12 protein-coding genes are annotated in these 16279 nt (G+C 42.4%); all 12 read right to left on the bottom strand.

Annotated features, from left to right (window positions below; translation table 11 throughout):
* Window positions 1-25 precede the first annotated feature (25 nt).
* Window positions 26-2461: a glycosyl hydrolase family 95 catalytic domain-containing protein gene (locus tag CJF29_RS21510; protein ID WP_099146534.1), complete on the bottom strand. Its 2436-nt coding sequence runs from the start codon at window positions 2459-2461 to the stop codon at window positions 26-28.
* Window positions 2462-3026: 565 nt separating this feature from the next.
* A complete protein-coding gene (locus CJF29_RS21505) occupies window positions 3027-3260 on the bottom strand; it encodes a hypothetical protein (protein ID WP_099146535.1) in 234 nt (77 codons plus the stop codon).
* 372 nt (window positions 3261-3632) lie between these two features.
* Window positions 3633-4448, bottom strand: a complete 816-nt coding sequence (murQ, locus tag CJF29_RS21500) for an N-acetylmuramic acid 6-phosphate etherase (protein WP_099146536.1) — start codon at window positions 4446-4448, stop codon at window positions 3633-3635.
* A 40-nt stretch (window positions 4449-4488) separates the two neighbouring features.
* On the bottom strand, window positions 4489-5325 hold the full coding sequence (locus CJF29_RS21495) for an ATPase (RefSeq protein ID WP_099146537.1): 837 nt from the start codon (window positions 5323-5325) through the stop codon (window positions 4489-4491).
* 13 nt (window positions 5326-5338) lie between these two features.
* Complete coding sequence (locus CJF29_RS21490; protein WP_004309646.1) at window positions 5339-6622, bottom strand: MFS transporter; 1284 nt, start codon at window positions 6620-6622, stop codon at window positions 5339-5341.
* Between the two features lie 15 nt (window positions 6623-6637).
* Complete coding sequence (locus tag CJF29_RS21485) at window positions 6638-7987, bottom strand: SpoIID/LytB domain-containing protein (RefSeq protein WP_099146538.1); 1350 nt, start codon at window positions 7985-7987, stop codon at window positions 6638-6640.
* Window positions 7984-10449, bottom strand: a complete 2466-nt coding sequence (locus CJF29_RS21480; protein ID WP_099146539.1) for a DUF4922 domain-containing protein — start codon at window positions 10447-10449, stop codon at window positions 7984-7986. The genes CJF29_RS21485 and CJF29_RS21480 overlap by 4 nt, the downstream gene beginning before the upstream one ends.
* A complete protein-coding gene (locus CJF29_RS21475; RefSeq protein ID WP_074635898.1) occupies window positions 10449-11942 on the bottom strand; it encodes a sodium:solute symporter in 1494 nt (497 codons plus the stop codon). The genes CJF29_RS21480 and CJF29_RS21475 overlap by 1 nt, the downstream gene beginning before the upstream one ends.
* 91 nt (window positions 11943-12033) lie before the next feature.
* Complete coding sequence (locus CJF29_RS21470) at window positions 12034-13308, bottom strand: hypothetical protein (RefSeq protein ID WP_099146540.1); 1275 nt, start codon at window positions 13306-13308, stop codon at window positions 12034-12036.
* A 261-nt stretch (window positions 13309-13569) separates the two neighbouring features.
* On the bottom strand, window positions 13570-14604 hold the full coding sequence (locus CJF29_RS21465; RefSeq protein ID WP_074556678.1) for a DUF4857 domain-containing protein: 1035 nt from the start codon (window positions 14602-14604) through the stop codon (window positions 13570-13572).
* A gap of 40 nt (window positions 14605-14644) precedes the next feature.
* Window positions 14645-15313: a hypothetical protein gene (locus CJF29_RS21460; RefSeq protein ID WP_004299700.1), complete on the bottom strand. Its 669-nt coding sequence runs from the start codon at window positions 15311-15313 to the stop codon at window positions 14645-14647.
* Between the two features lie 70 nt (window positions 15314-15383).
* Entirely contained in the window at window positions 15384-16271 is an 888-nt protein-coding gene (locus tag CJF29_RS21455; protein ID WP_074635891.1) for an ABC transporter ATP-binding protein, read from the bottom strand.
* Between the last annotated feature and the right edge of the window lie 8 nt (window positions 16272-16279).

The raw sequence follows: 16279 nt of genomic DNA, 5'->3' as shown, positions 1-16279 counted from the left end.
GAAAAGATTTATCCCTTCTTCTGTATTATTGTTTTCCTTCGATTGTATTTACAATATAGGTTTTACCCGCCTTTGTTTCGATGTCATATTCATAAACCTTCTGCAGTTTGGGAGATTGCGCACTTACCCCTTTGGCTACAAGAGGTCGTTTGATAGGAGTGGTGGCGAATAATCTATTTGAGCACTCTTTCCCGTTTACTTGTTTTAAGCCTTTCCCTTTCAGTGGGACATAAGACCGGATGCGGAGCGTACCGCCTATATTCGATCGGATGATCGCTTTATTTAACACATTGTTTTTCCAGTCCATATCGACAGTAAAGTTTCCACGTGCCACCAGCCCCTTCACACTTCCTTCTTCCCATGCATCAGGCAATGCTGGCAATAAATGCACGGCACCGTCATGACTTTGGAGCAACATTTCCGCTACTCCGGCTGTATAACCGAAATTACCGTCAATCTGGAAAGGCGGATGGGCATCCAGCATATTGGGGTAGGTACGCCCGTTCGGATATTCTTTAGCCAAGTGATCGTTGGGCAATAGTTGAATCATATTTTTGATGATCTGGAAGGCATGGTTTCCATCCAGCATGCGTGCCCAGAAATTGACTTTCCAGCCGATACTCCAACCGGTAGCCTTATCACCGCGTTGAAGCAATGTGTTTCTTGCTGCCTGGAATAACTCGGGATTTGAGTATGGAGAAATTTGATTACTCGGATATAGCCCGTACAAATGTGAAATATGACGGTGCTCGTCCTTGGAATTGTCAATATCTTCAAGCCATTCTTGTAGTTGGTTATGTTTTCCTATTTGCATAGGTGGCAATTTCTCTAGTGTTTGTTTGAGGGAGTCTTGGAAAGAGGGGGCTTCACCTGCGATGTATGAAGCCAATAAGGTATTATGCAGTGCATCAAAGGCAATCTGGTTATCCATGGTGCAACCTGCCGTGATAGGACCGTGTTCCGGTGACACAGAAGGAGACACTACCAACCATTTATACACTGGATGTTCTACCAAGAAATCCATGTAGAACTGCGCTGTTCCTTTCAGGATGGGATAGTACTCTTTCAGGAACTCTTTATTTCCTGTAAAGAGGTAATGTTGCCAGATATGTTGTGCTAACCAGGCTCCCCCACTAGGCCACATTCCGGCTGCAGCAAAGTCTACAACTCCGCAAATTCGCCATAAATCAGTATTATGATGCGCCATCCATCCCCTACAATCATACATAGTTCGGGCTGTTTCTGCTCCTGTGACAGATAAATCTTTCAACATAGAGAATAGCGGACTATGTGTTTCACTTAAATTAGTGACTTCTGCCGGCCAATAGTTCATTTCTGTATTAATGTTGATGGTGTATTTACTATCCCAAGGTGCATGAGTACTGTTGTTCCATATACCTTGCAGATTAGCCGGTTGCCCACCCGGTTGCGAAGAAGAAATCAGCAGATAACGTCCATAATGGAAAAGTAGAGCTGCCATTGCCATGTCTTCCCCATTTCCGAAGTTTTCAATTCGTTTGGGAGTCTCCAGTTGGGAAGCTTTGCCTGCCGGTAATGTAAGGCGTACACGGTCAAATTGTTTTTTATAATAAGCGATATGGCTTTTGAGAGCTTTTTCGTAAGGTATTTGCATTGCTCTTTTCAGATATTCGCTGGTCCGGTGGGATTCATTGGCGCTGACATTCTGGTAGTTTACGTAGTTGGTTGCTGCCGATATATAAAGGGTTGCTTCTGTTCCTTCATTTATTTGGAGCGTATTTCCTGCCGGGCGGAGAGTGCCATTCGTTTTTACCTGGATTTGACATTCTGCCCGTAGTGCGGCTTTCAAACCTTCCTGCTCTTTCCCTTGACAGGTGACGGTCAGCTTATCATTCTGAACATTCACCTTATGTACTAGAGGGAAGTTATATGCAATAGTAAAGTTCAGTGCGTTTGCTTTACTTGCTTTGATATGCATAATAATGACATTATCAGTAAATGAAGCAAAAGTGGTGCGGGTATAAGTGACGTCATCCACTTGATAACGGGTAGTTGTCGTTGCATTCTCCAAGTTCAGATCGCGGTAAAAGCCGGATGCGTTTTGGTGTTCCGGAAATTCCAGATAAAGGCTACCTAATGTCAGATAGCTCATTCCGTGTTGCCGGGTTAAGAAGTTGGCGTCAATGAGTCTTTGCGCTTCCTTGTTTCTCCCTTCAAAAATCAGTTTGCGTACAACCGGTAGCACATGTATGGCATTCGGGTTATTATTATTGTATGGAGAGCCTGCCCAAAATGTTTCTTCGTTGAGTTGTAATTCTTCGCGTTCGATTCCGCCATATACCATGGCTCCAAGACGGGAGTTGCCAATAGGGAGAGCTTCCGACCAATTTTGTGCAGGTTGACTATACCACAGTTTCAGGTCCTGTCCTGAAACAAGGTTGCTTATTAATAGGAATAATACAAAAAAAGTGTTTCTGTTCATATTGTATGGATTTGTAGCAAAGGTAGCTCATTTCCCAATACAAAAGGCAAAATACTGTTTCTGAAATCTACCTTGGAAGTAACTTCTTTCCATATTTATGTTACTAATATATATGGTGTATGTTCCACAGGGTAAAATAATAACTGCTGTTTTCTTTTTGATTTATTATCAGCCTTGCCCTCTTGTCATATAGCTTATTTGCAGGCTGATTAAGTGGGAGGTATAAGAAGGGAAGCTGGTATAGTTGCGTTGGGATGCCGGTATTGTTCCATTAAAGTACCGGTATCATTAATTTCCCACGGCCGTGACAAGATCTTCCCACGGCCGTGGTAGGAACTCGTCACGGCTGTGGGAAGAAGCTACCACGGCCGTGAAGAATTAAGTATACCGGCATCCTGATCGAACAATAGTTATTGAATGATATAAGTATGCCGGTTGTATGACGGATGTTTAATGGAGGCTTTTCTTGAAAAGTAAGTAAAGCTGGATAGGAGATATGGGAGAGCAAAATCATAAAACAATAGGCTGACAATAAAACTTATAAAATGTTATTGTCAGCCTATTGTCAGGGCTTATTGTCAGCGTCTAATGTGCTGGAAATCATTTGTCTAATGAATAGAAATGACGGCTGACAATAAGAACTGCAAAATTTATATGTAAATACAATCAGTGTGAGTAATTGACTTGTCTCTACATTGATCTTACGTTTCACTGTAACCGGATATTCTACTTTGCAGATAATTGGTAATTGAAAAGTATATAAAAGCAGGCTCAAAATGATGCAAATATCCTTCTTCATAAATACTATATTTAATGAAATTATCTTCTTTGTGTCTTAAATTCCAAGAATGGTTTATTTTTTGTCTGTACTGTGACACGATGCAAAGATAGTTGGTATTGATAAGAACGGGCTTTGGGTATGTTTCAATTATTTATACTGTTGATACCAATCTACTTTTTCTTGAAGTTTTTTCTTCGGAGATAAAATGAAGAAGTGTGAACAAACTGCTTTGTTCAATAAATGTTTTTGATTTTGTTTCAAAATCTTTTTGTATTGTATCTATGAGGCTGTCGGATGAATAATGATGGTTAATGTGTCATATTCCGTATTAATAAGATTGGTATGTGATGCGTATAATATAAGTTGGTTAAACAAGAGTAAGTAGAGATTTTAATGATCTTGAGAATATCGGTAAGCGTCAATTGCATTCTTAACCGAACCGTGTAACAGTAACAATTTTTGTGCATGGTCATGATTTAATCCTAGTTCCTCCATAATCATCCTGGTGCCTCTTTCTATCAGTTTATGATTACTAAGCTGCATGTTTACCATCTTATTTCCTTTCACCCGTCCGAGTTGAATCATCACCGACGTACTAATCATATTCAGAATCATTTTCTGTCCGGTACCCGATTTCATCCGGGAACTGCCTGTCACATATTCCGGCCCTACAATCATTTCGATGGCGACATTTGCCTCTGCCGCCATTGGAGAATCGGGATTACTGGTGATACAACCTGTCAGGATACCGTGTTTACGGGCTTCCCGTAAAGCACCGATTACGTACGGGGTAGTGCCGGAAGCGGCAATGCCGATAACGGTGTCTTTTTCGTTGATCTGGTGTTCGACGAGTTCTTCCCAACCTCGATTTTTCTCATCTTCGGCTCCTTCTACCGGATTGCGCAAGGCTGTATCGCCTCCTGCAATCAATCCGATAATCCAGTTGGGAGACATTCCGAAAGTAGGAGGAATTTCGGAAGCATCCAATACTCCCAGGCGACCGCTTGTGCCGGCCCCCATATAAAAGATGCGTCCGCCTTGTTTCATGCGGGGCACAATCTGATTGACAAGCTCTTCAATTTGTGGAATAGCCTTTTGTACGGCTAACGCTACTTTCTGATCTTCCTGGTTGATATCTTCTAAGATCTCTCGCACAGATTTCTTTTCCAGATGATCGTAAAAGGACGGTTGTTCGGTTATCTGCATTTTTATAATTACTAGTTATAAATTACAATAGGTAAAAGAATTATTGTTGATGGTATTGAATCAGCCCTTCCATCGGACTTTGAAGAATCTTACCGATCTGAATACCTGTTGTTTGCGCAGCCTCCTGCAAAATCTCCTTGTAACAGTGAGCTACGGAACCAATAAAATGTACCGGATATTGCTTATAATCATATTGCATCACGTTTCTGCGGAGAAAAGCGATAAAGCTGTTGAGTACTAGTGAACGGATAGCCGGTTCTTCCAAGTGCTGTGCAAGGAAGGGAGAGAGACTAGCCAGAAAACGGTTCGGGAAAGGCTGGCGATAAACACGGTCGATGATTTCGGGGGCCGTCAGGTCGAACTGTTTTAAGAAAGCTTCTTTGATGGCGGGTGGAAGCTGGTTTTTCAGTACATCGCCTACCAGTAGTTTTCCTAGGACTGCGCCGCTTCCTTCATCTCCCAGGATGAATCCAAGAGGGGAGATGTTGTTGACAATCTCTTCACCGTTATAGAAACAGGAATTGGAACCTGTGCCGAGGATGCAGGCAATCCCAGCTTCATGTCCGCATAGTCCGCGGGCAGCGGCAAGCATATCCGAGTAGGCTTTGATGTTCCCGATGACGGGCAGGCTGTCGGCAATAGCCCGCCGGAGGACGGGAGCCTTTTCGGGAGTGCATCCTGCACCATAAAAAAAGACGGAGTTGATCGTTCCTTCCGGTAGTTGTGGCAGGAGGGAATGTGTCAGCTCTTGTTGAATTTCTTCTTCTGATTGGAAGAAGGGATTAATTCCCTTCGTTCCCATTCGTTTGATTGGGGTGTCGTTGAAAACGATGCACCAGTCGGTTTTTGTAGAACCACTATCTGCAATGAGTATCATATCTTTGAGTTTTTTATTGTTTCTTTCCGAAAGAATCCTCCAGTCGGTTGCGAATCATTAATGAGGCGACGATACCGGGTAGGGTACAAATACAAACCCAGATAAAGAAGTTTGTGTATCCGAGATGTTCCTGTATCCATCCGGCAGGCATACCGGGAATCATCATGCCTAGTGCCATAAATCCGGTTCCGATAGCATAGTGCGCCGTTTTGTGTTCACCTTCTGCTATATAAATCAGATATAGCATATAAGCGGTAAAACCGAAACCATACCCCAACTGTTCGATCGCTACACAAATGGCTATAAATATAGGATTGTCCGGGGTGGCGGCAGCCATCCATACATATAATAGATCGGGAATGTTGATGGCTAATGCCATGGGTAATATCCATTTCTTGAATCCGTCACGGGAAACGAGGAAACCACTAATGATTCCACCGAGCAATAAAGCTATGACACCTATCGTGCCGTAGATCATTCCGACAGTTGCTGTGGATAAACCCAGTCCACCTTTATCGGTCGTGTCGAGCAGGAAAGGAGAAGCTATTTTGGCTAACTGTGATTCTCCCAACCGGTAGGTGAGGAGGAAAAAGAACATGAGACCGAGGTTCTTTTTCTGAAAGAATGTGACAAAGGTCAGGAGGAAATCTCCCAACAACTTACCCGGTGTGAGTCCGGGACGTTTAATGTCCGAATCAGGATGGGGGAGGATAAGCCGATGATAGATAGTAAGAGCCAGAAATAATCCGGCAAGGAGGTAGAATGTAATACTCCATGCCAGGGGAATATTGTTCTGTGACGTTTCCAGCCATCCTGCCAGCATGACTAGAATTCCCTGCCCGAAAATATTGGCAAGCCGATAGAAAGTATTCCGGATACCGACAAAGAAAGATTGTTCCTTATTATTGAGTCCGAGCATATAGAAACCGTCTGCTGCGATGTCATGCGTAGCGGAACTGAACGCCAACAGCCAGAAAAAAGCAAGAGTCAACTGTACATAATGAGCAGTCGGAATAAAGAAGGCTATTCCTGCAAATCCGGCAGCGATGAAACCTTGCATGGCAATAATCCAGGCACGCTTCGTTTTCACCAGGTCGACGAATGGACTCCATAGCGGTTTGATAGTCCAGGGAAGATAGAGCCAGGAAGTGTATAAGGCTATTTCCGTATTGGATAATCCTAAACGCTTGTACATGATAACAGCAATCGTCATTACCGCTACGTATGGCAGCCCTTCTGCGAAGTAGAGGGTGGGTATCCAGCTCCAGGGATTTCTTTTTATAGTGGGGGTTGTCATGGTATTATTCTTTTTTTATTGATATTGTTTCTCGAGCGTACTGCCGGGGTAATAGTGAGACAGTATTTCTTCATATTTGTAACCTTGCTCTCCCATTACGGCAGCACCAATCTGGCAAAGTCCTACTCCATGCCCCCATCCGGCTCCGGTAAGGATGAATCGTGAAGGGATTTTATCCTCTTTATGTCCTTTTTCCTCATATTCCTTGTCTACTACGAAGGCGGAACTATACAGATGAGAAGTAGATAAGGTACGGCGTATTTCCAACTCTTTTCCAATGATGAGTGTCCGTAAGGTTCCTACAATCTTTAGTCGGACAAGACGTCCGGATGTTCCCCGTTCTACAGGAATTAAATCAATGATTTGTCCGAAATCAATCCCTGAACGTTGATGAATCAGTTCTGAAAGCTCCTGCTGCGAATAACTGACTTTCCAACGATAGAAGTCTGCTGTTTCCTGATCGTAGTTGTTTAGTACTTGGCTTAGAATTTTCTTATCCTGCGTATTACAAAAAGCAACAGGTGAGGTACGTATCCATTTATCAGCTTCCGCCTCTATGTTCAAATCGGGAAGTTGTTTTTCAGTCTTGCTATCCCGTTGTCTGATTAGATAAGGATGCTTTACGTTTTCCCAACAATTTTGGAACTCTTCAAAAGCTCCGCCACAACATTTAGAGAAACGGGCATCACAAATCGCTCCTTTATACATCAGCACTTCCCCCCGCGTGGCGGAGACTGCTTCGATGGCTTGTGGTGTTGAGGCTCGTGTAATTCCCTGATAACGCTGGCAATGATCATCGGCACATACATCGAAATTTCTATGTGCTTCATGGTCATACCATTTTATAAATTGAGAATGGAGAGTGGAGAGTGGAGAGTGGGCTGCGCTATCCGGCTGCACAGTAACTCTCCACTCTCCATTCTCAACTCTCAACTTATTAAGTAACCAGCTTCGGGAGATGACGGCGTGAGCCTTTAGTAGTTCTAAAGAAGCTGTTGCGCTCATTTCGGATGAAATTACACTGGTAAGATATTCTTCAATGGAAATCACATTGATGGCGGTTAGTTGTTCTCCTTCGATGATAATCTTTAATTCCCCTTTGAATTTCTGGACTTCTTTGCGTTCCCAATGGAAGTTGATTCCGATGGTCACATCTTTCAGTTCAAAGAAAGCATGTGCATTTTGTGGAGGAATGAAGGATAATTCGTCGTACTCTTTCCCTTGCCAATGAATCTTCCCATCCTGATAAATAACTTTCTGTGTCCCGGAAATTTCCGTTCCGACAGAAGAACTAAATTTCACCGGGAAAGAGAATTCAATCTCTTTCCCGGAAAGGATACCAACTGTTATTTGAGGTTGAGTCATAATACAGCCTTAATACGTTCTAATATTTTTTGCAGTTTTTCTTTGGATATAGATATTTCCCGATAGATCTCATATACCTTTTCAGGAGTCAGTTTCTCCATATCCTCTTCACGTACTATAGGGAATATGCCGTTCATTTCAGCAATAGCAGGACTGATGATAATTTGTTCGTCCCCTTTTGCGTAATAGCAGTCAGGACGATGTTTGCTGCGTAAGAAGATAATACAATTGTAAGGGTGTTCGGCCACTGACTCAAATTCATCGTCATAGTTCTTTCCAAAATCCTCTTTGGTGCGTTCCAAACCATACCAGGCAAGAATATTCATCATTGGTTCTTTTCCGTTATTATTGGCAGCTAAAATGTCGTAAATCAGATGAAAGGTTTTCGACATTGTTGTCTTGTTTTTCGCCTGAATCCTGATGAAACTGTACGGGAAATCTTCATAACTAATTTGCACCTTGTCGTTATCTATTAAATCTATGTGATCGCAATATGGTCCTTGCATTCTTTCCTCTTTACTGCAAGCTTGAAAATGGGCATGATCGGGAGCGGAAGCTCCACATTCCGGTCCATTATACAAAAGGAAGTATTCTCTCATTATGTCGGTGAATTCTATCATATCTTTAAAACGCCCGACTATGGATTGCGACTTGTGTTCCTTATCTACAATTGTAAAGTGGTGTTTGAATATGGGATAGGGATTAACCAGTATCTGATAATTCCTATAACTGATGAACTCTTGTTCCTGCGGTCGGTTTGTTTGGCAGAGGAAGCAAGGTCGTGAATGAATGGAGGCAGTGTTTGTCTGTGCGGTAGCCGAAAGAATACGTTTCGGATTAAGGAATAGGTTCGCAGCTAAACCTTGATTACCAAACCATTTGGATATTTCTTTTGTTCGTGACCGATACTGTTCCAATGCTTGGTAATTCTCTTTGGCTAGTTCCCAAGAAAGAGTTTGCTTTTGGAATAACTGTTCGATTTTTTGCTGAATTTTCTCTAATGTCGTTTCTTGTTGCAGGATGCGCTGTTCCAATTCCCACGTACGAAGTCGGTCTTTATATAGATTATTCTGGTTGATTTTCTCAACAGGCAGTGCAGCATCCGAGTTGCCTTCCCAACGGCGGCAAAGGTAAATCACGTCGTATATTCTGCCTATCTGATAATCGTGTGAAATTTTCAATCCAAGAGCATAATCTTCTCCATAGCTTGTGTTCGGGACTTTGATTTCCCGAAGAATGGGAGTGTAGAATGCACGGGGAGCTCCCAGACCGTTGATACGTAATGCATTATTTCGTCCGTTGTCGGGCGTCCATTCCTTATGATCGATGATGCCGGGGGCAATTTCCTGCATATCAAAGTTAGTCATCATATAAGTGCCGATTACCATTGCACATTTCTGTTTATAGAAAGTATCAATGATGATTTGCAGGCTATGTTCGTCTTTATACACGTCATCGCTATCAAGTTGGACGGCAAACTTTCCGCATTTCTCGTGATGGATACCTATGTTCCAACATCCGCCTATACCGAGGTCATCTCTTTCGGGAATGACGTGAATCAGCCGCTTGTCCGAACTAAGTTCATGGAGAACTTCACTGGTCCCGTCTGTTGAATGATTGTCGATGACAATGACATTGAACGGAAAGGTCGTTTGCTGGTTCAGAGCCGAGCGTACGGCATCTTTGACTGTGCGAATACGGTTGCGTACGGGTATAATGACAGAAGCTTCATATTCAAAAGTGTGGGAAGAAAAGTCTACAGGACGGAAGATAGGATAAAGATATCCGCCAATTTCCTTCAAATGGTTGGTGCATGCCTGTTCCATTTCAATCTGTACCTGACGGTTTTTAGGGTCTACATAATCGAACTGCTTCTCACCGCTTTTCCGCTTGTCACTTTCTACTTCGGTATATAGATACTCGTTGATATGTACCAGTTTGCTCTTTTGGGATATTTTGAGTCTCAAATCATACAAACCTGCATATTGATATTCCTCTACCGTATTTTCTATAACTTCCTTGAATGCGTTGGCATTGAACAGTAAAACCGAGCCGAAATTGAAGTCGTCACGCAGGCTACCGGGTTGGTAATCAATGACCGGAGCTGTTTTTTGCACACCGTCTATCTGTTGGTAATGGTCTGCATATACCATGCCAGCTTGGGTCATTTCCATTACTTGAACCATTCTTTCAAGAGCGAACATGCCTATTTTTAGTGCAGTGTATTTGGTATAGAGCAAGGTATATGTTTTATCAGAATGTTCTGCAATAGCTCGCATCGCTTGTGTAGACTGCATTTTCTCTACAGAGATGAGTTCGCATCCGGGAATACAGACATTGGTAATTGGCGATGCCAATAAATAAATTTTGTCTACCAGCGTCGATGCACGTAACTCCTTAACTGTTTGCACAGTTTCTTCCAACCGGCTGAAAGGAAGAAAACAGTTGATTGTTGTTTTCATTATTTTACTTCTTGTTTTGTAGTATGAGTTGTGTAAGATGTTTCTTTGTCTTGTCTTTTGATGAACAAACAAAGTCCAAGGAATGTGAACAGGGCATTGATTATCAACAACTCGTAACTAATTTGGTAACCGTTGAGCCATGCTTCCGAATTTCTTTGCAGGATATAGCAAAGAATAGGAGAAGCGATAGCTACCAACGGAATATATTTATCATAAACTTGTTTCTTGGTGAAGATGCCGAAAGCGAACAGTCCTAAGATAGGGCCATACGTATAACTGGCCAATGTGTAAATCGCATCAATCACACTGGTGTTGTTCAGCAAATTGAATACGAAAATGACTGCTCCCATCACAACTGCCATACCGATATGTACATGTTTGCGTATTTGGCTAAGTGCCGCCTCTCCTTTTTTCTGTGCATGTAAAATATCTACAGTAAAGGAAGTGGTCAGTGCCGTCAAGGCAGAACCCGCTGCAGAATAGGCGGAGGCTATCAGCCCGATAATGAATAATATTCCGACTATGCCGGGAAAATAATTTCCGGTAGCGATCATCGGAAACAACTCGTCGCTTTTTCCCGGATTCTCAATGCCTTGCTGTGCTGTGAACGTATATAGCAGTACTCCCAGCATCAGAAAAAGCAGAATGACAAAGAACTGTGAGATTCCACTGGTAATCATATTTTTCTGCGAGTCCCGGAAGTTCTTGCAGCTAAGATTGCGCTGCATCATATCCTGGTCGAGCCCGTTCATGGCAATAACGGTGAATACACCTGCCAGGAATTGTTTGAAGAAATATCGTTTGTCGTTGACATCGTCAAAAAAGAATGTCTTGGAAAAGTCACTGTCTGAAATCGTACTAATCAAACCACTGAAATTCAGATGCAGGCTGGAAGCAATATAATAGATGCAAAGTACAACCGACACTACGAGGCAGAATGTTTTTAGAACATCCGTCCATATCAATGATTTCACTCCACCGCGGAAAGTGTAAAGCCATACGATAAATACAGTAAGAATTACGTTCAACAGGAATGGAAGATGGAAAGGATCGAAGATAAGAAACTGCAATGTCAGGCACACGAGAAAGAGCCGGACGGCTGCCCCTAACATCTTTGAAATAAAAAAGAACCATGCTCCCGTCTTGTAGGAGGAGCTTCCGAACCTGTTCTCCAGATATTCATAAATGGAAACCAGGTTCATACGATAAAAGAGAGGAACGAGTACAAATGCAATGATAATTTGTCCTACTATGAATCCCAGCACCATTTGCAGGTAAGAAAAGCTGCTTGCCTGTACCATACCCGGAACGGAAACGAAGGTGACCCCGGAAATGGTGGAACCGATCATGGCAAAGGCAACGATATACCAAGCTGATTTACGGTTTCCTACAAAGAATCCTTCATTGTCGGCTTTGCGTCCTGCTATATAAGAGATAGTGAACAGGATTATAAAGTATGCCACAATAGTAATAGATATAACGGCTGGACTCATATCTGCTGTTTAAATTCGTTTGAGGATGAATATCCGGAACTTGTTTACTTTGCCTACAAATGTAGGGAATTTATCATAGATATACATACTCTTACATATTTTTTATTCCGGGTGTGCCTCCGGTGGCATGTTTGGAGGAACGCCAGTTTTTGTTGAGCGAGGACAACTCCGGAGATTTCTTTTCAAGCGAAACGCCGGTTATTTTATCAATGGTGTGCATTTCATCTCTAAAACAACAAGTGTCAAAAGTATGTCCTGGTGCAGTCTCTTTACTACTTGAAAGTGCCAGATACCCGCCATTATTGTTCAGTGCCGGGAAGTTCGGTATAATTATTATATTTTCTCCACCGACTTTATGTTTCTGAACGATTCTGTTGAAGTATTTCGTGAAGCAAAGATATGCTTTGGCAGGAATGGTTAGGGGAGTAGAAGGACTTTCATTTTGAAGGATGGTAGTATTGTATATTGTTCCGTCTTTATACATCTTATATAGATAAAGTGCCGGTAAAATGATAGCCTGTTCAGTCGGATTGTAGATTTCTATATATTCTGCACCATCAGTAGCATTGTTATACATGATTTCGTTGAAAAGAAGCATACCTCTTACATCTTCCGGTAATTCGGGGGTGTCCGGATTGTCCGGAATGTCTGTTCCGGGATGATCGGGTGTTTCATCAGGTGTAGTGTCCGTTTCTACGTTATTAGATAGCTGTATGTGATGAAATGTAAATCCTTTACAGCGGGTTTTGGTGTAAATGCAGTATATACCGCAGTAGCGGGAAGTTTGTATATCGGTATCTTTTATTTGTTTTTCTTTTACGTATTCATTCTCGGATTCACGTCGTGTCCAAAAAGTCCAGTAACCATTATTGTCACGTTCTACTTTTATATATAGTTTCGGTGAAGAGTCTCCTTTCATCAACTCTCTTCCCGAAGCCAGTAGTTTAGATTGGTCTCCGTTTTGACGATAAAGAGTTACATTATCTTTGGCTCCTCCTATCTGAATATAATAACCGTTTAAATTCTCGGAAAGAATGTTTGAGGAAGAAGTCAGATAAAATCGTGCATAATTGTTAGCGGAAGGATTAAAGGTGAGGTGAACTCCAAATTCCCAACGGGTATTTTTTACAGAGGTGGAAGGAATGGTGACATAAGCTGTTCCGGCGTCTTCGTATGGATCATTCAGATGGATTCCTTCTTTAGAATTGATGGTGAATTTGTCCATCTCTCCTTCCCAGGGAAGTTCGGAGGTAACTGTATCCTCTCCCTCTGAATCTCCTTTTTCTTCGTCATCAGTAGGGAGCGAACAATTATAGAACAATATGATGAAGATACTTAGGAAAGCAAATGCTTTGTAAACTTTCATACGGTTTTTAATTTGAGTTTTTTCGTTTTACCGTATTTGTTTGTGTATAATGCAGAAGCAATTGCGGTCTGAATATTTGAATGAGTCGGCAAAGATAAACTTTCTTGCCGGAAAAAGCCCATACTTACAGAAGAAAAGATTGTAATTCTTTTTGTTTCCTATACACGCATGGGAAGAAAACAGTAAGGGACTACCCTAAGTCATATTTAATAGATTGACTTTTGATAGTCCCTTACAACTGTTACATTCAATATGGGAATACTATTCGAAACGTGGTATTACATATTTATCAGTATAAGATGTGAAAGTAATACCGGGCATGGAATGAGTAGACGATGCGTTCTCTAATTTTTTAATCAATGAATAATCGTCGGCATTCAATGCGTAATAATTATCAGAGGTCGGAGTAGTCACACGTACCGTCCAATCGAACATATTACCGATGATGGTTAATGCATCCGTTTCGGGATTGAATACCGGGATTCCTGTTTTTACGATTTCATACGTCCGATTCTGCAACACATAGAAGGCGTTGTTGACATCGGTCATAAAAGCAAGCGTCTTTTTGTTTCTGAACTCGGTCAGATACAGATGCTTTAACGTCAGTCCTTCAGGCAAGGTGATGGCACGGACATACGGACGCCCTTTCACCTGTTTCAGATGAAACAGACGGCGGTCGGCATCCAATAGAAGGTAACCTTCGTCATACTCCTTTTTCACCGTCGGATTTCCTACAATCTCCGTTGCCGGGAAACGAAAATCTTTCTTAGTCATAGCTTCGGTAAACTGAAGGCTTTTATCTTCCTTCACGCTGTTGGTAGCCATGTCGATGAATTCGATCCCTTTGGAGGTGATGCGGAATACATCATCCGGCATTTTTAAATCCACACGTCCTGACATGGATTCCATTAGCGGGTAAAGTCCGATAGAAGGCGCATTGATATCCGAAGGAACGCTGCGGAAGTTGAAGTTTTCCGTCTGCACCATTTTGGGAGTCACTGCGATTCCTTGAATGGTATCTGGAAAACGCTCGTCAGACATCAACTGGCGGAAGTAAAACATAGGCAGGATGCTGTCGAAAGCAGCTTCCGAATAAATGTTTCCTGCCAAGTCGCGACGCACGCTTCCCTTTCCCTCTTCCTGTCCCATCTGTGCGAAATCGCCAATGACGAAACTATATAGGGTAAAGGGAGTCTTCTCCGGCTTTACGACAAAGAAATTGTAACACCAAGGCAACTGCCAAAGAAGCAGGAAAGCGATGGTTACATATAATAGTATGGTACTGAAACGTCTCATTTCTCAATCTTTTAATTTTTAATCTTTAATTTTTAATTGTTTAGTCCTGCTTTCCGGCCTTAAATCGTACGATAGAAAGCCACGAGAAAGAAGCTGTCAACAAAGTATAAACCACTAAATAAGGGAGGAACTTGTTGTATGCTTCCGGTGTGGGCGACAGAAAGAAGATCCGGAGTAACAATACAGCGATAATGAGATTCAGAATACGACGTTTCCATGCCGGTTCAAGGCAGATCCATGCGACGAGCAGGTAGCCGGAAATCCCGGCAAGATACCACGTTAAAGCGGTGAGCAATATGTGGTTCTTCAGTTCATGGGCAAGTATTCCGTTCAGGTATACTTCCATCAACAGGAAATTAGAAGCAAAACAGACAAGAATCAATATGAGTCCGGAGAGTAACATATTGCCCGTCATTTTTAGTTCCGGATAAGGCAGATGGAGAGTCAGTTTCAAACATTTGCGTTGCATCTCGGGGACAAACTGCACGATTGCCATCAGGATTCCGGCAATCAGGGGGATATATTGCAACATATCAATGAAGATAACATCGCGTTGCAGCATGACTTCCCATACATGAGCAGCCCCTTTCATTTCTACCACCCGGTTGATGCGAAGCATACAATAGCCTGTAAAACCGAGTGTGGCGAGCACGGCAAGCAGAAAATACCACCGTGTCTTTATCCATTCTTTATAAAATATAGCGTACATTTTTGAGGATTTATGATTTATGAATTATGATTTGTGGGTTACGAGTAGCCAATTTTTATTCTTAATTTAATCAGTATTTGCCTGTCAGGCCGATAAATGCATCCTCCAAATTTACCTGTTCACTATGAAAATTAGTGTAAGGCACTGACATTGATTTCAGTTTTGCTTCTGTCTCTGTCGGTTGCAGGAAGGAGAAGGTCTCCAACTGGTTTCGCATGACAGAAGGATGGTAGAAATCATCAGACGCAGGAAGTTCATAACCTTCGGGAATAGTGAAAGTGTAGCGATGTCCTTTTTCCAGTAATTCGACGATTGGTTTCTGAATCAGTATCTTTCCGTAGTCCATGATAATACAGTCATCAACGAGTCGTTCCATATCCTGAATGATATGTGAGGTCAGGAAGACGGTTTTCCCTTCCGAGCGGGCATAGTCACGGAGATAGTCGACAAACAAGCGGCGGTAACCGGGATCGAGTCCGAGTGAGAAGTCGTCCAATACTAGAAGTTCCGGGTTTTGTGCAAGGATAAGTCCGAGGGCAACTTGTGAGCGCTGTCCGCATGACATACGTGAGATACGTTGTCCGGGAGCGACTTTCAACTTATTCATCAGTTCATAGTACGCTTCCTTTTTCCATTGACCGGGGTAGAAAGCTGCGTAGAATTTCTCTATCTCGGTGATGGTCATGAATTGATATTGCACATGACCTTCGATGAGCAGTCCGATATTGCGACGCAGAGCCGGTGCCATTGTCTGTATCTCCTGTCCGAAGATGCGACATTCTCCCGAACGGGGTTTCAGGTAACCGCTCAAGATATTGATAGTGGTGGTCTTGCCCGTACCGTTCTTTCCCAACAGTCCCAGGATGCGTCCTTTGGGTACTGTGAAACTAAGATTTTCGTAAATCAACCGTTTGCCGTAATAGTGCGTCAGATTGTTACATTCGATAATATGTTCCATTTGATTTT

The sequence above is a fragment of the Bacteroides celer genome (assembly GCF_002632415.2).
Classification (GTDB): Bacteria; Bacteroidota; Bacteroidia; order Bacteroidales; family Bacteroidaceae; genus Bacteroides.
The sequence above is the reverse complement of the archived record's forward strand: the minus strand, read 5'-3'. Positions and strand labels throughout refer to the sequence as shown.